Here is a 19,655-nt window from a genome sequence, read left to right on the forward strand (position 1 = left end):
CAGGGCCGACCGCGGCTCCAGAGATCCGGGGACGCCGTTCCATCGTCTCGCCGGATGCACGGCATGTCGAGTCGGGGGAACGGTGAGAGGGTTTGCGTGTAACCGCCCGTACGGCGGATGGAGTAGGCGACTCAAGCAGGCCGAGCAGGCGAAACCGATGAGGAATTCGAGCGCCGCGCGCTGGTAGTGAACCAAAAGAGAGCGTGACGTTGAGGGTGACGCCGTTTCCACGTCACGGGCTCCAATGACACTGCTAGGTTCCATCGCGCGACCTTTAACGGCACCGCCTGGTTCGAGCACGCGCTCTTCATGGACGCCGCCCGGTTCGACGGCGCGACCTTCACCGGCGAGGCGCCATTCGGCGCGACCTTCACCAAAGCCCCCCGCTTCGACGAGGCGGGGGCGCGTCTCACGCCAGAAGGCACTTCGCTGGCCCACTACTGGCCGACAAAAATGGGGACGGTGCTGCCGCCAGCCGCAGCGAGCAGCATCATCGCTCGTCGAATCCGCGCCGAGGTTCGCACTCTCCCCCGCATGAACATCACCAGGTACGGCGAGCCCTGCCCCCTCTGCAACGATCCGCTGCTCTTGGCAGTGCTCCAAGGGCACTCTGCGCAGTCCGACTTCCCCATCGCCGAGCGCATCACAGGGCGCCGATGCTCCGGCTGCCAGGCGGACCGGCCCGAGTGGTTGGAGGTGATGTGGGAGCACTACGGCGACAGCTGATGGTGCCGTGCGAATGCTGCGCCCCACCCCCACGAGCCCCGCCCGCCCCGGAGTTCCACTGCGCTCTATCCTCGCGCTTTCATGAAGCTGGCTGTCCGACGGGTGGTCAGGTAAGCGAAAAGTGCCTCTGACCAGCAAGAATAAGGACTATCGAGGTCCTTGTCCCTGCCGCCGTCGAAGGCACTTCCCAGGTGAAGAAGCGCGCGCGGACGCCGGACGCTGATCCGTTCACGAGGAGACCAGCTTCTTCCTGTGGAAAATCGCATAAGCGATCCGGAACAGAGCAAGGGCAAGAGCACTGACGGTGAGGACAGCGAGAACGACGACCGTGGGGTTCACCCATGCGGGCACGAGACTGATGTGCTCGTTGCATGCGTTGGCCAACGGGAAGTAGGACGTGCCGTCCGCTCCCGTGCGGTCACGCCATGCCTGGTCGTAGGTGGTGTGATGGGTAAGTTCGCAGGTTTCCCGAACGTCCAGACCTCCTGCGAAGACGCCGAAGCCCCACACCATGACCGTGAAGCCGCCAGCGATCAAGGCGGAACTGACGAGCGCAATAGGCTGCTTGTGCCATCGTGGAAACTGTCTAACGCCGCGACGCAGCATCAGCAGCCCTGCCATGATGGCTAGGACGAGAGCTGCGAAGATGAGGTTAAACATTAGTTTCGCGCTTTCATGAAGCTGGCTGTCCGACGGGTGGTCAGGTAAGCGAAAAGTGCCTCTGACCAGCAAGAATAAGGATTGTCGAGGTCCTTGTTCCTGCCGCCGTCGGAGGCACTTCTCAGGTGAAGAAGCGTACCGGGTCCTATCCACACGTCCACATCCAGGGCGGCGGCCGGGCGGTGGTGTCTCAGGCCGGTGCTGTCCTCTTGGTCGAGACCGCTCGCAAAGCCGGGCTGGACCAGGCGATAACGGCGGCGCTGACATCTTGGCGCCGTCCTCGGGCGGTGCACGATCCGGGCAAGGTCCTGCTGGACGTGGCTCTGGCGGTCGCGCTGGGCGGGGACTGCCTCGCGGATGTGGGGATGCTGCGGGCCGAGCCGGCCGTGTTCGGCCCGGTGGCCTCCGACCCGACGGTCTCCCGTCTCATCGACACCCTCGCCGCGGCCGGGCCGAAGGCCCTGCACGCGATCCGGGCCGCGCGGGCCGAAGCGCGCGCGCACGTCTGGGCTCTGGCCAAGGACGCGGCCCCGGACGCCGCCACAGGTCAGGTGATCGTGGACCTGGACGGGGTGCTGGTGCTGGCCCATTCCGAGAAGCAAGATGCCACCGCGACCTGGAAGAAGACCTTCGGGCACCATCCGCTGATGGCCTTCGTCGATCACGGAAGCGGTGGCAGCGGGGAGCCGGTGGCCGGCCTGCTCAGGCCGGGCAACGCAGGCAGCAACACCGCCGCCGATCACATCACCACGGCCCGACTCGCCCTGGCCCAGCTGCCGAAGAAGTACCGGCGCGGACGGCGGACGCTGATCCGTACCGACGCCGGCGGCGGCACCCACGAGTTCGTCGCCTGGCTCGCCCAACGAGGCAGGTGGCTGTCGTACTCGGTCGGCATGACGATCACCGAGCAGATCCACCAGGCCGTCCTCAAGGTTCCGCCCGCCGCCTGGACGGCGGCCGTCGAACCGGAAGGTGAGATCCGGGACGGTGCTTGGGTCGCCGACCTCGACGGTGATGTCCTCAGAGGCTGGCCGAAGGGAATGCGGCTGATCGTCCGCAAAGAACGCCCTCACCCCGGAGCGCAGTTGCGGTTCACCGATGCCGACGGGTTGCGGCTCACCGCGTTTGCCACCAACACCACCAACGTCCCGATCGCCGCCCTCGAACTGCGACACCGTCAACGCGCACGGGCTGAGGACCGCATCCGAAACGCCCGCGCCACCGGCCTGCGCAACCTGCCCCTGCACAAGACGGCACAGAACCAGATCTGGCTGGAGATCGTCCAGATCGCCCTGGACTTGCTGGCCTGGATGCCCATGCTCGCCCTGACCGGCGAAACCCGCAGGTGGGAGCCCCGCCGCATGAGGCTCCGCCTCTTCTCCGCCGCCGCCCAGCTCGTCACGACCGCCCGCCGCCGACACCTGAGATTCGCACGCCACTGGCCCTGGACCGACGTCATCACCGGCGCGCTCGAGCGACTCGACGCCCTCCCGAACCCCGGCTGACCAACAGACTCACCCGTCCCAACGAACCTGAAGCACCCCACCGGAGCTGTGGAACCCGGCGCCCACCCGACGCGACAGTCGGGCCATCAACATCCCCACCACCAGCCCGAACGACCGAAACGGCCCGGCAAAGAAGCCAGCGGGCCGTCACGAAAGATCGAGGCTATAGCTCCCCAGCTGCGCAACGGTCCATCCAGACGAAGAGGCCGGAATCTCTCCGAATCCGGCCTCTGAGGATGAGCACTGCATGAGCCCAGTCCTTGATCGGTATGTCGATCAGAGAGCGCCCAGGTCGGCCGCGACTGCGGACAAGATCGAAGCGAGTTGGAGGCGCCCTTCTCGGGGGAGGCCACGCGCGAGGTCAGGGACCAATGCCTCCTTGCTGCCGCTGCGCTCGACATAGCGATGGAGGAATCGGCTTCGCTGGTCTTCATCCAGGGTGGCCATGACGAGGTCCATAACGGCGTTGCCGTCGTGCCACGGCACAGGAGGCACCGGCTGAAGGTCCATTGGACGTGCGGACGGGGCTTCGTCGGTGATAACGCCCTTATCAGTCGGCGGGTGCTCGGCGCGCCGGTTCTGTGTCTTGGAGGTGATAACGGCGTTATCGGTCTTCTGCGGGACCGAGGTTAAGTGGGCAGCCAGCGGGCTGATAACGGCGTTATCGCTCGCAGGGGCCGAAGGCTGAGTCGGCACGACGCTACGGCGTCATGGTTGGGGGGCGGCGGCCCGCAGCGGTGTGTCCGCGGTGCGCCGGCCGTCGCACCGCGCCGCGGTGGTGCCCTCGCCGCGCCCGGGCGCCCCGCAGGCGCGGTGCGCCGGCCGTCGCCGACCATCACACCGCGGAAGAGATAGCGCCACCCGCTACCCGGACTGACCTTCGACATGCTGATCACCGGGCCATGGAACATCGCTTGTGCCCTGTGCGAAAGCGCGGTCTGGGGTCTGATCCGCCGGGCGGGAAGCCATCACTAAGTCTTCACCGGCCCGCCCGCCAGGCGGGCCGCCACACCAGCCCGAGACGGTAAGCCGCCGGTGTGTGCACCCTCCGACGCATGGAAATCACACGAGCCGGAATCGCCTGTCCCCTCTGCCCCACGATCACCGAGGAGCTGGTGTACCTGGTCCTCAGCGCCCAATCGCCCTTCCCGCTGAGAGAAGTCATCCGGGACCGCTGGCGCCCCGCCGGTTGCCACCTGCTCCAACTCGACCACTGGAGGAAGGAAATGCCGCCCCTCCCCCGCGACAACGACGCCTGACAACGCCGTGCGATTACTGCGCCGCGCGGCCCCGGCATCGTCATGCAACCGACTCCACCGTCATCGAGCCCGCACCAGTGCGCCTCTCGCCCGACCACCGGCCATCGCTGAGCACACCACGTCACCGAAACGAGGAAGAGCACCCCGGTCGGCTCCCTCGGCGGCAGACCGCCGGGGGAGCCGCCGGCTGTAGTTCAGTGGGTCGCTGCCTCGTCGACCTTGCGGCGTGTGCGTCGTGTGGCGCGGTCGGTGTTTCGCCGCCGGGTGGTACGGGCTTGAGGGCGGGCCGGGATGTCGCTGGGGCTGTCGGGTTGGTCAGCGGCCGCGGCCAGAAGGGTACGGATGGTGTGGGCGAAGTCGGGGCCGGGCAGGGGCAGCTCCCGCTACTAGCGCAACCTTCCCCACCAGCCACCCGGTGGAGCGCACCGTGATGCGGGAGCGCAGGGCATCGTCCGCACCCGCACACCTCTTACGCACGGTGACGGACCGCGGTGTACCGGGAGGAAGAGTTCTCACCTCAGCAGCCGGGGGGCCTCGCCTCCGGTCAGTTCACCGCGAGCCCGCGAAGGCCACTACGCCTGCAAGGCACGCCAACGCCTCGAGTGCCTTGACCGCCTTCGTGGACGACCTGCGCGCTGGGTACTTCCGCTGACAAGCTGGCCCAAACCGGTGGTGACCTTCATGGGCTCGGCTCCCACCGACACATACACAAGGGGAAACCATGGGCAATGACAGCGCGTACTGGGAGTGGCGCGATGAGCAGCTTCTGGCTGAGAGTCGCGCGAAGGGTGGTGAGCCTTGTCGGGTCTGCGACCAGCCTGTACCGGCTAACGCGCATTGGAAGCATCGTGATCGGCACGTGTGTTCGCCGCGCTGCAATCTGAACCTGAACCGTCGGTTCAATCGGAAGGTCGAGCGTGGTGAGTTCACCCCGCCGCCTGTGTTCGCACCCGATCCGCAGCCTCCACGGCCACCTCGGGTGTTCCGCACCTTGGCAGCGGAGGCTTCCTTCCCATACGAGCTCTTCGGCTACTCCCCGAAGCCCGGAGATCTGGTGGAACGACATGGGTCGATGACTGCGGTGCACCGGGCGGTAGACCTTCCTTCCCACGTTCTGCCCAGTGAACTCCGCACGGATCGCTGGGATCTCAGTCGCGTGGCTGCAGCCATTCATACGCAGACCGGCTCGGCGTTTTACTACCTCACTGATGCCTCGTGGACGCCGACCAGTCTGATCCTGGGCCCATACCTGGGGCTCCGTCGTCTCGAAACGTTCGCAGCCTTCGAGGCTGAGGGGGGCACGTGGCGCTGGTACGGCGAGATCATCCGCGACGTAGACGTCAACGGCCAGGAGTACACCTGGTCGGCTTACGTATGCGGTCGGCACTCGGTGCCCCGGATGTGGACGCCGGCGTATGCCTCCAGATCGGAGCGGCTGAAGCGCGAGTCTCGCTCGGCAGGCAGCTATGCGGCGCGCATGCGCAAGTTGGGTATCGACGGCACGATCGAGCGATTGGATCCTTTCGTTGTCTACGAACGAGATGAGTGGTGCTGCCAGATCTGCCGTACCCCCGTCGATCCGCAGCGGGCGTGGCCTGACATGTGGAGCGCCACTCTGGACCATCGAATACCTCTAACGGCTGGTGGCGAACACTCACTTAGCAACGTCCAGCTAAGTCATTGGATCTGCAACCTCCACAAGGGGGACCGGTTTATCGTCGAACCCTGACAGCCACAACCTGGGCAATCACCCGCTACGCCCTGCGTCGCTGTCGCCCAGGCACAGCTCCCCAACGCCACCGTGCGAAATCCCGATCGTTTCGTCCGCCGGGTGCGCGACGTGCGCGGCCTCGAACGCCCGCCGGGTCTCCTTATCCCCCAACGCCACAGCAAGTAGACCGTCGGGTGCGGACGGAAGGCGAACGCGACGCCGGTTACCGTCACCCGGCGTGCGAGGGCATCGGCCTTGAACACATGATGCCTGGATGCGCCTTGGCAGCAGGTCGGCCTGGATTCGGTCAGCGGATGGGTGCCAGCCCTGCTCACCGAAGAGGTTCCGCAACCGCGTTGCTCGCGTCACGCAATCCACACATCGGGCTCGGGCAGTCCGAGGACCTGCAGCAAGGGCGTGCCCCATGTGGCCCAGCGGATGAGATCGACTCCCCAGACGAGGCGGATGTCTTGAGCCTTAGCTAGCTGGTGGGCGGGGGCTGTGAAGGATGTGTTCGTGATCGCGATGACGATATCTGCCTTGTGCACAGGGCGAGCCGTGCCGTTGATCGTCTGAATTGCCTGGGAGCCTACGGGGCGGCCTCCGGGCTGGCGATGCTTGCACTGAAAGACGATCTTCCGGCCGTCCAGGGTGTGAGCGACGACGTCGGCGCCCAGGTCTCGGGGGCCGCCTTGGCGCTGGGTGACGATCAGGCCGTCGCGGCGGGCTAGAGCCGCGGTGGCTTGCTCGAACTCGATCGGGGTCATCGAGTCGAACTCGGGCTTGCTGATGCTGTCGCTCGTCGTGGCAAAGGCCTGGAAGGCAACTTCTCTTAGGGCGATCTCGTGCATGACCTCCCTGTGCCCGCGTACCGCTGCGTCCAGACGTCGGCGTGTCCGGGCCTGCTCGTGGATGATCTCCCCCACGCGATCCATCTCTGTGTGGCAGTCGCGGTTGCTGCGATGATGCCGCTTCGCAAGATGCGAGCTGCTGAGCTTCCTCAACGTGTCGTGGATCTCGAGCAACTCGTTCTCGGCCGCCCTGATGTTGACCAGCTCTGCCCGGAAGGCCTCGCGCAGCTTCATGTTGGCCTGCGAAGAGTCACGACCGGTAGGGGTGAGTAAGTCCGCCGCGAAGCGGCAGAAGTGGTCGTGTTCGGCTTCCACCTCTTGTTCTAATGCGTAGAGCTGCTCGAAAGTCTGATCGATGAAGCGGCCTTCGGTCATGTGGAGAAAGGCCGCGAGGAGATCGTCGTCGGTGGCGTCGCTGACGAACTGTGACAGTGCTTCCTTCAGCCTCAGGTCTTCGAAGGCGGGCATGACTGTTCTGCTCTTCCAGTTGATGTGCATCATGCCGCCCCGGTGGGGGTCATGGGCTCGCCCCACTCGGCCCAGCGCTGAAGTTTTGTGCGGTCGATCAGGCGTACCTGGTTGGCGGCCGCGTAGCGGAGAGCGGGCTGGGTGATGGTGCCGTTGGTGACGACAATCGCTTCTGCGTCTGCAGAGACAGCCGCCCTGTGCGCCTCGTGCACAACGGACGTGCTTACCGCATCGTTGGGCAGGCCCCCTGCCTGGCTTCTGCGTACGTGTTTTGCGGTGACCGATATACGGCGCCCGCTACCGAGTGATGCGAGCAGGGAGCGGCCCACAGGCGTGACGACCGGGTGGACATCCGTTGCCAGCAGTTGTTGGACCAGCTCTCTGAAGGCTGTCGCGGACATCTGGTCGATCTGCGCCAGGGTGAGCGTCCGCTCTGCGCGCCTCTTGAAGGACTCGGTGATGGCGAGATCGTGGAGCTGCCTGCGGTCATGCGCAAGGAGGTCAGCCAGCCGGGACTGAGCTTGCTCCAGCTGGTTACGCAGAATGGCAAGAGTGTCGAGGGTGTAGCCGTGTGCCTTCTCGGCTTGCGCCCGCGCTTCCAGGTTGAGGCCGAAGTGCTCGCTGATCTCGGAGCTGAGGACAGTCGCCTCGGCCAGCGCCTGCTTCGCCTCGACGAGCTCGATCTCCAGACCCTCCTGTAGGTCGCTTGCGGCAGCACGGCAGTCGATGGAGACCTGATCCCAGTGGCCCAGGCGACTTTGACTGCGGTGCTTGGCTTCGTCCCTCTCCTTGCGCAGCCACCCAACGTGGTCCTCCCACGCTTTGCAGATGGTCTCGGCTATCCGGCACTCGCCCGTCCACAGCAAACAGGCGAGAAGATCGTCCTTGTCCCCACGTGCGATGAGGCGACCCATCTCTTTGCGGACAACTGCATGTTGGTAGCGGTGCGGCGTGACATTGGCATCACGGTCGATAATCACCGCGTGAGAGTACCCATAGCCACTGACAGGACCGCCAGCTTCCCAGCTGCTTGCAGCGGGATCCCCGACATCCCGTTCGACGTACGCCCCGAATCCGTACTGAAGGCCGGAGCCGGCGGACCTAACTCAATGCGTTTGAGTGTGCACGGGACATCCTGCGCCCTCACTCGAACGCCAACCCCGTTCGAGGCTTAAAGGGTGTTGCAGAAGGCTCATCTCCGGGCATTTTCCCTGTATGGGTGGGGTGTTGAGGGCTGAGTCGGTGTGGGTGGAGACGTTCACGGGCTTGCGGATGGATCGGTTCGCGAAGCTGGTGAAGGTGGTGCGGGAGCGGGGCGGGAACGGGCCCGTGGCGGCCGCCCGTGGTGCCTGCCGCTGGCGGACCGGGTGCTGCTGGTTGCCGTGTACTACCGCACCAACCTCACGATGCGCCAGCTCGCTCCGCTCTTCGGGATCTCCCCGGCCACCGTCTGCAGGGTCATCCAGCGGCTGCGTCCGTTGCTCGCGTTGGAGCCGGCCCCGCGGCCGGTCGCCGAGGTCGAGCGGTTGTGGATCGTGGACGGCACCCTCATCCCAGTCCGCGACCGCACCATCGCCGCCTCCTCCCGCAACTACCGCTTCTCGGCGAACGTGCAGGTCATCATCGACGCCGACACCCGCCTGGTCGTCGCGAGCGCCCGGCCGGCGCCGGGGAACAAGGCCGATGCCCACGTCTGGCGGGAGTCGGATCTGCCGGCCGCGGCGGCCGGCACGACGGTGATCGCGGACGGCGCCTACCTGGGAACCGGCCTGATCGTCCCGCACCGCAGAAGGGCAGGACGCCCCCTCCTGCGCGGCCAGGAGGAGGACAACGCCGAACACCGACGGGTCCGGGCCCGCGTCGAGCACACCTTCGCCCGCATGAAGAACTGGAAGATCCTCCGCGACTGCCGCCAAAAAGGAGACGGCCTCCACCACGCCGTCCAGGCCGTCGCCACCATGCACAACCTCGCCATGACACAGTGAAAGACCAGGTCAGGCGCCACTTCGGCCTGCCGAAGCCGGACCTTCTGCAACACCCTTTACGAGCTCGTGCATGGTTGGCGGTGCGGCGCTGGATCGTGATCCCTGATCATGTTCGTGTGGTGGGGAACGGGTCGCGTGCGGCGATCATCAGCGACCGGAGGATCACGGGGTTGTCGGCCGAGGTGATCGCCGAACTCGTCGCCGAGGTAGGCCCTCTATGGCAGGAACGGCACCAGGCGAGACTGGAGTCCAGGCCACGGAAGCGGGCCGTCGGCGCCGGCGCGAAGCACCGGCTGGTCTTCATCGACCGCCTCCTGGCCACACTCGTCCACCTTCGCCACGGTGCCACCCACGATGTGCTGGCCTGCTGGTTCGACGTCGACCGCTCCACCATCACCCGGGCGATCGGCGAGGTGCGGCCCCTACTCGCGGCACGCGGCTGCACCATCGCGGCCGGCATCCGGCTCCGCACCCTCGCCGAGGTCATCGGCCATCTCGGCACCAGCGGACAGACCGGCATCATCGACGGCACCGAAATCCGGGTCCGCAGGCCCGCTGTCGGCCGCAAGGACCGGGAGAAGTTCATCTCCGGCAAGAACAAGCAGAACGCCGTCAAAGCCATGGTCCTCACCGATGCCAGCGGCAGGCTTCTGTTCTGCAGTCCAGCCCAGCCCGCAAGTTGCGCCGACATCACCCACGCCCGGCAGTTAGGCCTGGTCAAAAACCTAGCCGGCGGCCCGCCCGTCGAGATCCTGGCCGATGCGGGCTACCAGGGGCTGGCCGCCCAGACCGGTGGCCAGGTGGTGACGCCACCACACCGCAAGTTCAAGAAGAACCCACCGGACTGGTACGAGGAGATCTACGAACGCCAGCGCAAGGCGCATTCCTCCCGCCGGATCAGGGTCGAGCACGGCATCGCACACCTCAAGAACTGGCGAGCACTCGCCCGCCACCACAGCCGACGCGAGCACATGAGTGACACGATCCAAGCGGTCGCCGGCCTGCTCTCCCACCAGCAGACCGCCACCCGCAAGCCCGATCAGCGGCAGTGACCACCAGGCCTACCTGCACCTTTCGACGTCGCACCGCCAACCATGCACGAGCTCGTTAGTCCCGGTAGGTCCTCACTCGCCCGGCTGGATGCGCTTGTGGGGCCACGCTCGCTGCGGCCGTGATGCCAGAAGGCTGACGAAGCGGCGTGGGCCGCGAGAAGCCCAGCCTCCCAAATGGGCGGCTGGGCTACCTCCCCTGAGATGCGCGCCTACACCGCACGTAGACGGTCCGCAACTTGCCCGAGGATCTCCGCGAGCTGGCGGCGTCCTTCCTGGGGGAGACCGCGGGAAAGATCGGCGAGCAGGCCTTCCGTGCTGCCGCTGCGTTCGATGTAGCGGTGTAGGAGGCGGGATCGCTGCTTTGGGCTCAACTCTGCGAGAGCCAGGTCCATGACGGCGATGCCGTCGTGCCAGGGTACGACGGTCGCGGTGGTGACCTCCTGCTGCGGAGTGTCGTGCACATCCAGCACTGTCGCGCCCGCGGCTGCTGCTGCTCCCGCAGCGGGCGCCGGCACCTGGCGCTCCCCCGCAGGGTGCTGGGGCGAGCTTGTGTCTTGAGCGCCAGCGGCTCCGTCGGGCTGGGGCACTACTCGGACAGGACGTGCTTCCGTCCCCTGGACCTGATCATCCTGCGGTGGGGTGCTTACGGCGTAAGCACCCTCATTGGATGCCAGCTCGCTTTTACGACGCGACTTGGCGGCGGCACGGGCCGCGAGGGCCTCTTGGGCTGCCCCGTGCTGTTGTTGCTGCGGCAGCTGTCCCACCTGCCGGGCCACCTCAACTGGGAGAGTCTTGGCCTCAACGGCCTGCTGCAGCTCGGGGGTGAGCTTCAGCAGGGCGAGCCGTTGAGTTACCCAGCCGGAGGACTTGTGCAAAGCCTTCGCGACCTGGCGCTGGGAGCCGTGCTTGGCCACCAACTTTTCCAGGGCCCGGGCTTGCTCGATGGGTTCCAGGTCCTTGTTGTGGACTGCCGCCACGAGAGCGTTCTCGAGGAGAGTGTCGGCATCCTCGGCGAGTGAGTCGTCGAGGTGAGCGGGAAGGTCGTCGAGCCCTGCCATGACTGCGGCAGCCAGTCGCCGGTTGCCGTCGACGACGACGTACGCGGCGTCGCCGATGCTCTGCTCGTGGTCGGGGTGGGCGGTCAGAAAGGCCTGCCGGGTAACGACGGCTACAGGCTGGATGAGGCCGCGGGCCGCGAGGCTGTCGGCAAGGTCCTCGATGTCCTGGAGTTCTTCGCGCGGGTTGTACGGATTGTGGGCCAGCGAGTCGACCGCGAGCCGCATCCCCTCCGCAGGGCGGGTCGGCTGCTCTGTCGCCTCAGCGTTGTCCTGTCCGCTGAACCGGGCGAACGCAGCGGCCCGACTGCTCATGGGCTGCGTCACTGCGTCGAAGGTCGCGGAGTCCCCCAACATGTCTGCTTTGCTCATACCTTCACCGCCCGGGCGATCTTCCTCATTGCGTGGGACTGATCGCAGTCGGGGGAGTAGTCCAGGAGAGGACGCTGTTTGCGTACTGCCTCGCGCTGTTCCTTGAGGTCAGGGACTACGGCCAGAACCGGAGGCGTACCGAGGGCCTTCCACTTGTCGAGGGAGGAGGTGGCGATATAGCCGCGCCGGGAGTCGAACTTGTTGACGACCAGACCGATCTGCTCGATGACGATGTCGTAGTCGCGGGCCAGGGAATCGGTTTGCTGGATGAGCATGCCGTACGCCTGGGCGGAGGTGTCCTCTGCTTCCACCGGGATAACTAGGCCGGAGGCGCCGGGAGCCTCATCGTCGCGCTGGCGGCCGTAGAAAAGCGCGGCGTCCATCGCCAAGCCCAGGCTGGGCGGGGAGTCGATGACGATGACGTCGAAGTGCTCCTCGATGGGCGCCATTGCCCTCTCCAGGGTGGCGTGGCGCGGGCCGCGGAAGACGGTGAGTCCGGAGTCCAGCAGGAAGGCGTCGAACGCGGCCGGCAGGATCCGAAGCCGACCGCCGAACCGTGCACCCTCTATGACCACGGTCAGGTCGAGCAGCGAAAGGTTGGCCTGCTCGCGGTGGAGCATGTGCGTAATGAGGCTTTCCTCCCCGGCGGGGATAGCCTTCAGGCCGAGCTGGTGGGATAGATGCCCCTGTGCGTCGTAGTCGACCAGCAGGACACGCTGACCGCTCTCCGCCGCTTCGATCGCCGCCGCCATTGCTTCGTCGGGATCGATGGCACCTTCCGCGAGTGCCTGGGCGAGGCCCGCCGAGATGGCGGTCTTGCCGACGCCGCCCTTCTGGTTGCAGACGATGATGCGTCGCGTGGTCGGCGGAGCCTCGTGGCCAGCGGGATTCTCCGTCAGCCACAGCTCGACCGACTGGGCTAGCCCCTGGATGTAGGAGACACCCCGGGTACGACAGTCTTCCTTGAAGACGTCGTAGAGGCCTTCCGGGAGGAAGGTGCCGAATGACGCGGCGCCGGCCGTGTTGACGGTAGGAAGCTCGTCGGTGCAGCTGCGCCAGGAGTGGATGCCAGCGGTGACGGCGTCCTGCATGTCCGTCTGCAGTTGGGCTGCACGGACCTTGAGGGCCTGCTGGAGATAGGCGGGCAACTTGGAGATCAGCTTCTCCCGCTCGCCTCCGGAGTTCGGAGATGACATACACGGCAGCATACTGTCGCCATACAGAATTTCAGACATTCCGTTAGGGGTGTTTTGCCTCCAAGCTGCGTTAGTTCCCTCTCAGATGCCAACAAGGACCTCGCTGGCGGAGACAGACGGGTGCTTACGGCGTAAGCACCCGTTCCGACACTCCTGCTACTCACAGCACCGGGCGCTGCCGGGGGCTGTCCCGTCCAGGCGGACCAACACGGGACAGCATCAGCGTGGCGAGGGATCCACCTCCACGAGCTGGCCGCCGAAGGCTTGTCGACCAACTGGACCGGCCATCCCAACCCCTGGCAACTGCCCAGCCCCTCGAGCCAGTATCCGGACCGGCCCTGTACTCAACTGGAGCAACCCACCTGGCGAGCGGGAGCCTGTGCTGGCCCACGAAGGACCCGAACGAGACGTCGCACGAAAGCCTCCTGTCCCCGGGTTCGGAGCTATGCGACGAACAACCCGATAGCCATCAAGGCGATAGTCGCGATCGACAGAAACGCAGCACCTCCCCCACCCCAGCAGGCAAGCGGGCTTGCCCCCAACTGCGCGGCGAACAGTCCCGTAACAACGCCCACAAGCGCGGAGAACAGGGTGGCTACGGCTACCCAGACAGCCATGTCATGCGACCCGCTCAAGGTCGTTTTCCTTCCGATGCGGGAAGGCGGCCAGGTAGAGCGCGAGGGCAGGCTCAACCGAGCCGCCCTGAATAAGGGGTGGCTTCGCATCGCCCGCCATATGCGGACGATGGGTTGAGCACTGCTGGCCGACGCAGCAACAACTCAGCAATCTCCTCGGGTTCCCTCGCCCCAAGGTCGCCTCGTCGTCTGCGCCCTGCCGGATCGGTTGCCGCGGAAGATCGGTGTATCTGTCAGGCCGTGCGAGGTCACATGTCGGCGTGACTGACCACGGCTCTGGCGCTGAAGCTCTCAACCTCCAAGCGCAGTCACGACTCTATCGCCCCTTGTGAGCGCCACGGAGCCAGTCCCAGAAGGTCAGGGCGCTTCACGACGGGACAGGCTCGGCCTTCTGCAGCAGCCGGATCACCTGGTTCAGTAAAGCCGCGACACACAGCGCCAGCGGCTGCACGATCTCGTCGCGGCCCTGGCTCATCCCGCGCCGGACTGCGCGAACACGAGTCACCCCACTTCGGCAGCGCTGTACTCGCTCTTCGGCCCTGACATACCACCCGCGACACGCGACCGATCCCCCCTCGGGGTGCTTACGCCGTAAGCACCCCGTCTCCCCTCACCCGTCCATGCCTGGGTGCTTACGGCACCGGCTTCGTTGGATCCTTTGGGAACGAGCGATGCGTGGTGATGTCGGGCTGAGGCCAGGGTTCCGTACTGGCGCTCCCCCCCGCAGGATGCCTGGAGCCATCTGCAGCTTGAGAGTCCGACATAATGATGTCGGCGTGGTCGAACGCCATCTGTCCGGGCAGGTCGTTCAGCGGCCACCAGCGGGCTTCGCAGGAGTCGTCCCCGCGGTGGCCTTCGTACCGTCGAGGACGATGGGCCATGTAGGTGAAGGTGACGAAGGTGCCACACGGGGCCCGGTCGGACTGGTCCCAGACGCCGATCTGGTGCAGGGCGCCGACCGGTACCTCAACGCTGACCTCCTCGGCGAGCTCGCGGTCTGCCGTCGCGTACGGCGCCTCCCCGGCCTCGACGTAACCTCCCGGCAGCGCCCAGGCACCTTCGAAGGGCGGCCAGCCCCGCTCGACCAGCAGGACGTGGCCACTGCGGGTCAGGACGACAACGTCGGCGGTGTACTGGACGGTCGCGGGCTTCATCTCGGTCATGTTCGCCTCTCGGTTAGGAGTGGGCGGGGTCGGTGACGACGAGGAACTGGTCGCTGGCGAGGTCCATCACGACGCGGGCGTCGGTGCCCTGGGCGCGCTGGGCCGCCGCGTATTCGTCAGCGGGCCAGGAGCCGCGGGGGTGGCCGGCGGGGAACCGCTCCAGGACGGTGCGCTGCGCGGGGAGCATGGTCTTCATGGCGTGGTGCCGTTCTCGTAGGCCTCCATGAGGTCGCTGATGGCGTCGGGGTTGGCGGCTTCGCCGATTCACTTCCCATCGACGGTGAACACGGGGACGCCGTCGCGGTCGGCGTCGAAGACGCTCGCGTAGTTGCCCCAGCGCTCGATCACGAGGTCGTGCAGCACGGGGAGTGGGGCGGTGTCCAGGACCTCCAGGGCGTCGACGGTGAGCCGGGCCGGGGCGCCTTCGGTGTCGGGCTGGAGGACGGTGCCGGTGACACGGAGAAGGTCGCCGGGCTGGATCTCGCGCAGCAGCGCGTCGGCGATGCGCGGGTCGGAGGTGGTGCAGGCGTACATGGTGTCCGGGGCGTCGGGGATGAGCTGGTCCGCGTCGCCGGGGGAGTGGATCAGGTCGAACGTGGCGGTGCCCCAGCTGGTGCCGGGGGCCGGGATCGCGTCGAGGTAGCCGTCTATGGCGAGGTGGGTCTGGGGGTTGGTCATCATCGGTCCTCTGTCCGGGTCTTGGCGGTGCGCGGGGTGCGGGGTCGGGGGGTGTATTGGGCGCGGAGTAGCAGCTCGCAGTTGCGCTGCTGCTGGCCGGGGGTGACCGGCCGGGGCTTGGGGCCGTGGCGGTGCCAGAGCGGCGAGGGCGGCGGTTCCGGGTAGGCGAGGGCGTGGTCGACGTCGCGGTGGGAGGACATACTTGGGTCTCCGTCTCGTCTCGTACGGGAGGGAAGGCCCGGGGCAGGCGAACTGGTTTGGACGCCGATGTGCGTCTGTCCCGGGGCAGAGCTACAGCTCGAAGGGCCGGCGGGTGAGCCAGCTGTACGGGCTCTTCCAGGGGCCGGCCTTCGCGGCGGGCCAGTCGAGCTCCCAGCCGGGCCGGTAGCCGCAGGCGCCCCAGCCGTCCGGGCGCCCGTGGGGGATCTCGCGTCCAGCTGCCGCCGCGGCGCGGGCCGCGTTGTACACCTCGTGCGCGGCCTTGATGGCGGCGCTGTCGCTGTCTGCCTGGCCGGTGAAGACGTGCACGCCGCGCAGGCCCTCGGTGTTCCGTATGGGGACGTCCACCTCGAAGTAGTCCTTGGTCATGACGTCCAGCTCCTCTCGTGCTCGCGGTGGTGAGGGACCACCGCGACTGCCCCGGCCCCGGCCGGTGGCGGCAGGGGGCGGGGCGGCACGGAGGACCATCACCCGAGCGCGGTCGGGACCTCGTAGACGTCGATCACGTCCTCGCCACCGGACCAGGTGCCGGGGGCGTGGCGGATGTAGACGATGCGCAGCGGGGAGCCGTCGCGGGCGGCGACGTCGTACTCGTGGACGGTGTGCTTCTTAAGGGCGGAGCGGACGGCCGGGGCTACCGACCTGTCGGGCAGCCGGGAGGGGAACGGCAGGAACTTGGAGCGTTGACGGTGGTGTACTGCAGGGCCTGGCGCGGCCAGATGCGGGCGGCGTTCATCGCGCCGTGGTCGCGCAGGGCCTGGGTGTGGGCGGCGTAGTAGGCGCGGGTGGTCTGGGACATGGGCATGAGCGGATCTCCTTCGGAAGGGCCAGAAGCCGAGGTGGACCGATGCGGTGGTCGCCGTAGTCACGGCGCGGGTTGTGGACCGTGCGGCGGTGCGCGGCAAGGCCGGCTGCACCGACTGGGGAAGAGTTGGTGTCCAACCCTGCGCTAGTGATCAATTCCAAGAGATGCCTGCTGAGGGTGTGGAGTGGGCGGTGGCCGAAGCCACCGCGACACGGTCAGGTGCGGTGGGCTGCCGACCCTGGTTGTTGACATGGCAGCGGGCGGTCAGGCGCCACGGTCGACCTCGGGGTGCGTGAACCGCACGGGCTTGCCCAGTGACCGGGCGTAGGCGATTTCGGCTCGGGTGCTGTCTCCGATGTAGTCGCCGACCACGAGCACCTCATCGGCGAGCCGAATCTTCGCCCGGTGCAGCTCGTCAAGCCGAGCCTTCAACCCCTCGCCCTCGACAGGATCGGCCCAGAGTGCGTGCGGCGACTTCATGTCACAGCCCGGCTTGACGACGATCCGCCCGGCTGCGGTCTCCCGCAGATCGGCCTCGTTCATCTCGGTCATGAAGCGGGTAGAGCCGCAGATCGCGACGATAGGCGGAAGGCTCAACAGCTTCTTCGCGTCGGCGAGCTTCTCCTCGGGGGTGAGCAGTCGCGGGTATGACACTGGTTCCTCCTAGTGGTGCTGTCCAACGGGGCCTGCGGAGACGAGAACGAAGGTGCCCAAGATCGGGCCTCGAAGTCGCGGGGCTAGTCAGCGGATTGAACAACAGCGTCTCCGCCAGGAGCTCGGCGTCGACCGGACCGCCCAGCTCGTCCCCGATCTACTGCAGGGCGAGCTTGGGAGGCGCGGACACGCTGGAGCCGGGTGCGGGCGGCGGGGGTCACCGGCGGTCGCCCTTGCGCAGGGTGAACCAGGTGGTGACCAGGGCCGCGGCCACGCCGATCGCGCGGTGGGCCGCCTGGTCCAGCTCCATCAGCGCGGTACCCGGACCGGAGACGTCCTGGACGGCCTTGGGGTACTCGGTGCCCTCGCCGCCGGCCTTGCGGACGACGGTGGCGTGCTTGATGTAGCCGCCCTTACCGGCCTTCTCGGCGAGCCAGATCAGCGGGTCGCGCCGGTCCAGAATTCCGTGGGTGACCGCGTTGATCGCGGCGCTGGTCAGGAGCGCGGTCGCGGGAACGCGGTAGCCCAGGGTGCGGGTGACCGCGAGGGTCGAGGCGAGCTGCACGGTGGAGTAGCTGGCGACGTGCCGGCTGACCGAGCGCCTGCCGTACGCGCTGGCGGTGCAGGTGCGGCCTTCGGGGCCGTGGCGCCAGGGGTCCTCCGTCACGGGGGAACCGTCGTTCTTGTAGACCAGGTGGGAGCCGTGCATGCCCTTGGTCGAAGCGTCGTGGCTGTTCTGGACGAACTGGTCCCCGAGGCCGTGGACCCCGTCGAAGACGGCGGTCAGGGCGGCGACCAGGGCGAGGCCCTCAATGGCGCGGAGGCGATCGGTCATGCTGGGTGCTCCTCATCTGGGATGTTCGGGTGGGGTGTGCGGGGCGGCCCAGCCCTTGGTCGATGCTGCGGGCGCCCCGCGATGCGCTTTCGTCCCGGCCGGATTCCGGCCGGGGCGACGAAGTATTAGAAGGGCGGCTCGTCCCAGGCCGGGATGGGGTCAGGCGGCAAGCCAGTGGTTGGCCGGGGGCGCGAAGTAGGAGCTGGGGTCGGCCGGGGTGCCGTCGTGGCATTCCAGGCACGAGCCGAGGGTCTTGAGCGGTACTGGCGGAGAGCACTTGTTCCGCAGCCGTTGTCTTCCTGTTGAGGCGGGGACCTGCGGCGATAAACGAGTCCGCAAAGTCTCTTGCCCACAGGGACTCCAACGGATGGCATGTTGCCTGGGCCATAAAGATGGGGGAACAGTGCAGCAGCTACGTACGGATGACCCAGTCAAGATTGGCGGCTATCAGCTGCTGGGGCGGCTTGGTCAAGGCGGGATGGGTGTGGTCTACATAGGCCGCGGGCCGCAGGGCAACGCAGTGGCCATCAAAGTGGTGCACCCCCAGTACGCCCACGACAGCGAGTTCCGCCGCCGGTTCGTGCGCGAAGTTCGCCTCGCACAAGGAACGACGGGACCAGGGCTGGTCAGGATCGTTGCTGCGGACACGGACGCGCCTCAGCCATGGCTGGCTACCGAGTACATCGCTGGCCCCACCCTTGCTGACGCGGTCATCAGGCACGGCCCACTGGAATCGCCCGTATGGGCAGGTTTGGCTCACCAGCTGGGAACCGCTCTGCACACGGTCCACGAGACCGGCACTGTGCACCGAGACCTGAAGCCAGCCAACGTCTTACTGTCACGCACCGGTCCGTGCCTGATCGACTTCGGCATCGCCCGTGCACACAGCGACAGCGCCCTAACGAAAGTGGGCCAAGCCATCGGCACGATCGGATACATGGCGCCCGAGTATCTCACCTCCGCAACAGCGGACGAGCGCGCTGATCTCTTCGCCTTCGGAGGGGTACTCGCCTACGCGGCGACCGGCCGACACCCCTTCGGACAAGGGCCCTGGGAACAGGTGCAATACCGGTCCGTTCACGAACCGCCGGATCTCACCGGAGTGGAACCCCACGTAGCCGAGTTGCTGGCAGCACTTCTCGACAAGAACCCATATCGGCGCCCACCACTGCTCGCTGTCCTCCGTGCAATCCCAAAACCCGACCTGGCGCAGGCGTGGCTTCCCGCATCAATCCTTGCCGACATCGCCGCCGCTGCCGAGCAGCTGCTACGTCTGAAGGCACCCCAGAACACGCAGCGCACCGATCCGCATGCCGAGCCCGCGCCCACCTTCACCGAGAGCGTCCCCGCACCCCCGCGCCCGGCTCTGTGGCAACAACTGAAAGACGCCTTTAACGGAGTGCCCGTCGACAGAGGCCCGGCTGTTCAGGAATTGCACCTCAGCCACGCAGCAGCCCAATCAGGCGGACCCACGACCTTCCTTGCAGACGTCCGTGAGATGTGTGCCACCTGCAGCGGACGGGGAGTGAGCGCGAAGGGGCTTTGCAATTTTTGCGGAGGCTCCGGTCACCTCCCCGGCACGCCCCAGTCCGTCACCATCGCCTTCGCGCCTGGCCTCAGTGCGGGCACTTTCCTCCTCCTGCCGCGCATGGGGCACCCAGACAGTGAAGGCGACCGTGGCGACTTGTACCTCAAAGTCCGCATCCGCTGAGGGGCAAGACGAAGGACCGCTACGGCATTTCCTCACGCCACTAACCACTTTTGCCGAGACACGGAATCAGTACAAAGCCCTGGCAGGACGATCAGCAGCCTGGAGGCAGAACACG

The 19,655-nt window shown here is 66.8% G+C and carries 18 protein-coding genes and 2 pseudogenes; 7 read left to right on the forward strand and 13 right to left on the reverse strand.

Annotated elements, in window-relative coordinates:
• Positions 1 to 258 precede the first annotated feature (258 nt).
• Positions 259 to 726, forward strand: a pseudogene (locus tag OHA81_RS32730) (pentapeptide repeat-containing protein); the annotation flags it as partial.
• A gap of 228 nt (positions 727 to 954) precedes the next feature.
• Here the strand turns inward: OHA81_RS32730 and OHA81_RS32735 are convergent.
• Positions 955 to 1,347, reverse strand: a complete 393-nt coding sequence (locus OHA81_RS32735) for a hypothetical protein (protein WP_329202776.1) — start codon at positions 1,345 to 1,347, stop codon at positions 955 to 957.
• Positions 1,348 to 1,511: 164 nt separating this feature from the next.
• On the opposite strand from OHA81_RS32735, the gene OHA81_RS32740 reads away from it, so the two are divergent.
• The 3 genes from OHA81_RS32740 to OHA81_RS32750 all read left to right on the forward strand — a co-directional run bounded on the left by OHA81_RS32740 (position 1,512) and on the right by OHA81_RS32750 (position 5,879).
• Entirely contained in the window at positions 1,512 to 2,891 is a 1,380-nt protein-coding gene (locus OHA81_RS32740) for an IS1380 family transposase (protein WP_329202778.1), read from the forward strand.
• Between the two features lie 1,055 nt (positions 2,892 to 3,946).
• Positions 3,947 to 4,150: a hypothetical protein gene (locus OHA81_RS32745; protein WP_329202780.1), complete on the forward strand. Its 204-nt coding sequence runs from the start codon at positions 3,947 to 3,949 to the stop codon at positions 4,148 to 4,150.
• 721 nt (positions 4,151 to 4,871) lie between these two features.
• Positions 4,872 to 5,879, forward strand: coding sequence for an HNH endonuclease (locus tag OHA81_RS32750; protein ID WP_329202782.1), 1,008 nt, complete (start codon positions 4,872 to 4,874; stop codon positions 5,877 to 5,879).
• A 347-nt stretch (positions 5,880 to 6,226) separates the two neighbouring features.
• On the opposite strand, the gene OHA81_RS32755 is transcribed toward OHA81_RS32750, so the two are convergent.
• Both OHA81_RS32755 and OHA81_RS32760 read right to left on the reverse strand, forming a co-directional pair.
• Positions 6,227 to 7,213 (reverse strand): restriction endonuclease, encoded by a 987-nt coding sequence (locus OHA81_RS32755; RefSeq protein WP_329202784.1) that lies wholly within the window; start codon positions 7,211 to 7,213, stop codon positions 6,227 to 6,229.
• Positions 7,210 to 8,160 carry a restriction endonuclease gene (locus tag OHA81_RS32760; RefSeq protein ID WP_329202785.1) on the reverse strand — a complete coding sequence of 317 codons (951 nt, stop codon included), beginning with the start codon at positions 8,158 to 8,160 and terminating at the stop codon, positions 7,210 to 7,212. The genes OHA81_RS32755 and OHA81_RS32760 overlap by 4 nt, the downstream gene beginning before the upstream one ends.
• A 235-nt stretch (positions 8,161 to 8,395) precedes the next feature.
• Here OHA81_RS32760 and OHA81_RS32765 point away from each other — a divergent pair.
• A pseudogene (locus tag OHA81_RS32765) lies at positions 8,396 to 9,165 on the forward strand (transposase).
• 116 nt (positions 9,166 to 9,281) lie between these two features.
• A complete protein-coding gene (locus OHA81_RS32770; protein WP_329203367.1) occupies positions 9,282 to 10,217 on the forward strand; it encodes a transposase family protein in 936 nt (311 codons plus the stop codon).
• 209 nt (positions 10,218 to 10,426) lie between these two features.
• Here the strand turns inward: OHA81_RS32770 and OHA81_RS32775 are convergent, their stop codons facing one another.
• The 10 genes from OHA81_RS32775 to OHA81_RS32820 all read right to left on the reverse strand — a co-directional run bounded on the left by OHA81_RS32775 (position 10,427) and on the right by OHA81_RS32820 (position 17,829).
• Positions 10,427 to 11,644 (reverse strand): ParB/RepB/Spo0J family partition protein, encoded by a 1,218-nt coding sequence (locus OHA81_RS32775; RefSeq protein ID WP_329202786.1) that lies wholly within the window; start codon positions 11,642 to 11,644, stop codon positions 10,427 to 10,429.
• Positions 11,641 to 12,840, reverse strand: a complete 1,200-nt coding sequence (locus tag OHA81_RS32780) for a ParA family protein (protein ID WP_329202788.1) — start codon at positions 12,838 to 12,840, stop codon at positions 11,641 to 11,643. The genes OHA81_RS32775 and OHA81_RS32780 overlap by 4 nt, the downstream gene beginning before the upstream one ends.
• A 1,267-nt stretch (positions 12,841 to 14,107) precedes the next feature.
• On the reverse strand, positions 14,108 to 14,638 hold the full coding sequence (locus OHA81_RS32785) for an NUDIX hydrolase (protein ID WP_329202790.1): 531 nt from the start codon (positions 14,636 to 14,638) through the stop codon (positions 14,108 to 14,110).
• Between the two features lie 13 nt (positions 14,639 to 14,651).
• Positions 14,652 to 14,834 carry a hypothetical protein gene (locus tag OHA81_RS32790; RefSeq protein ID WP_329202792.1) on the reverse strand — a complete coding sequence of 61 codons (183 nt, stop codon included), beginning with the start codon at positions 14,832 to 14,834 and terminating at the stop codon, positions 14,652 to 14,654.
• Between the two features lie 68 nt (positions 14,835 to 14,902).
• Complete coding sequence (locus tag OHA81_RS32795) at positions 14,903 to 15,319, reverse strand: hypothetical protein (protein WP_329202794.1); 417 nt, start codon at positions 15,317 to 15,319, stop codon at positions 14,903 to 14,905.
• Positions 15,316 to 15,516 (reverse strand): hypothetical protein, encoded by a 201-nt coding sequence (locus OHA81_RS32800; RefSeq protein WP_329202796.1) that lies wholly within the window; start codon positions 15,514 to 15,516, stop codon positions 15,316 to 15,318. The genes OHA81_RS32795 and OHA81_RS32800 overlap by 4 nt, the downstream gene beginning before the upstream one ends.
• A gap of 91 nt (positions 15,517 to 15,607) precedes the next feature.
• The gene (locus OHA81_RS32805) at positions 15,608 to 15,904 is read right to left on the reverse strand and encodes a hypothetical protein (RefSeq protein ID WP_329202798.1); all 297 of its coding nucleotides are present in this window, start codon (positions 15,902 to 15,904) and stop codon (positions 15,608 to 15,610) included.
• 265 nt (positions 15,905 to 16,169) lie between these two features.
• Positions 16,170 to 16,340: a hypothetical protein gene (locus OHA81_RS32810; protein ID WP_329202800.1), complete on the reverse strand. Its 171-nt coding sequence runs from the start codon at positions 16,338 to 16,340 to the stop codon at positions 16,170 to 16,172.
• Positions 16,341 to 16,604: 264 nt separating this feature from the next.
• Positions 16,605 to 16,994 (reverse strand): hypothetical protein, encoded by a 390-nt coding sequence (locus OHA81_RS32815; protein ID WP_329202802.1) that lies wholly within the window; start codon positions 16,992 to 16,994, stop codon positions 16,605 to 16,607.
• Between the two features lie 217 nt (positions 16,995 to 17,211).
• The gene (locus tag OHA81_RS32820) at positions 17,212 to 17,829 is read right to left on the reverse strand and encodes a hypothetical protein (protein WP_329202803.1); all 618 of its coding nucleotides are present in this window, start codon (positions 17,827 to 17,829) and stop codon (positions 17,212 to 17,214) included.
• 403 nt (positions 17,830 to 18,232) lie between these two features.
• Here OHA81_RS32820 and OHA81_RS32825 point away from each other — a divergent pair, with 403 nt between their 5' ends.
• Positions 18,233 to 19,540, forward strand: a complete 1,308-nt coding sequence (locus OHA81_RS32825) for a serine/threonine-protein kinase (RefSeq protein WP_329202805.1) — start codon at positions 18,233 to 18,235, stop codon at positions 19,538 to 19,540.
• Positions 19,541 to 19,655 lie beyond the last annotated feature (115 nt).

Source organism: Streptomyces sp. NBC_00667, assembly GCF_036226825.1.
In the GTDB taxonomy this organism is placed as follows: Bacteria; Actinomycetota; Actinomycetes; order Streptomycetales; family Streptomycetaceae; genus Streptomyces.

What these genes read in the sequence shown, in the direction of transcription:
- OHA81_RS32735 (WP_329202776.1), bottom strand. Translation starts at nt 1,347, where the DNA reads ATGGCAGGGCTGCTGATGCTGCGTCGCGGCGTTAGACAGTTTCCACGA.
- OHA81_RS32745 (WP_329202780.1), top strand. Translation starts at nt 3,947, where the DNA reads ATGGAAATCACACGAGCCGGAATCGCCTGTCCCCTCTGCCCCACGATC.
- OHA81_RS32750 (WP_329202782.1), top strand. Translation starts at nt 4,872, where the DNA reads ATGGGCAATGACAGCGCGTACTGGGAGTGGCGCGATGAGCAGCTTCTG.
- OHA81_RS32755 (WP_329202784.1), bottom strand. Translation starts at nt 7,213, where the DNA reads ATGATGCACATCAACTGGAAGAGCAGAACAGTCATGCCCGCCTTCGAA.
- OHA81_RS32775 (WP_329202786.1), bottom strand. Translation starts at nt 11,644, where the DNA reads ATGAGCAAAGCAGACATGTTGGGGGACTCCGCGACCTTCGACGCAGTG.
- OHA81_RS32780 (WP_329202788.1), bottom strand. Translation starts at nt 12,840, where the DNA reads ATGTCATCTCCGAACTCCGGAGGCGAGCGGGAGAAGCTGATCTCCAAG.
- OHA81_RS32785 (WP_329202790.1), bottom strand. Translation starts at nt 14,638, where the DNA reads ATGACCGAGATGAAGCCCGCGACCGTCCAGTACACCGCCGACGTTGTC.
- OHA81_RS32790 (WP_329202792.1), bottom strand. Translation starts at nt 14,834, where the DNA reads ATGAAGACCATGCTCCCCGCGCAGCGCACCGTCCTGGAGCGGTTCCCC.
- OHA81_RS32795 (WP_329202794.1), bottom strand. Translation starts at nt 15,319, where the DNA reads ATGATGACCAACCCCCAGACCCACCTCGCCATAGACGGCTACCTCGAC.
- OHA81_RS32800 (WP_329202796.1), bottom strand. Translation starts at nt 15,516, where the DNA reads ATGTCCTCCCACCGCGACGTCGACCACGCCCTCGCCTACCCGGAACCG.
- OHA81_RS32805 (WP_329202798.1), bottom strand. Translation starts at nt 15,904, where the DNA reads ATGACCAAGGACTACTTCGAGGTGGACGTCCCCATACGGAACACCGAG.
- OHA81_RS32810 (WP_329202800.1), bottom strand. Translation starts at nt 16,340, where the DNA reads ATGCCCATGTCCCAGACCACCCGCGCCTACTACGCCGCCCACACCCAG.
- OHA81_RS32820 (WP_329202803.1), bottom strand. Translation starts at nt 17,829, where the DNA reads ATGACCGATCGCCTCCGCGCCATTGAGGGCCTCGCCCTGGTCGCCGCC.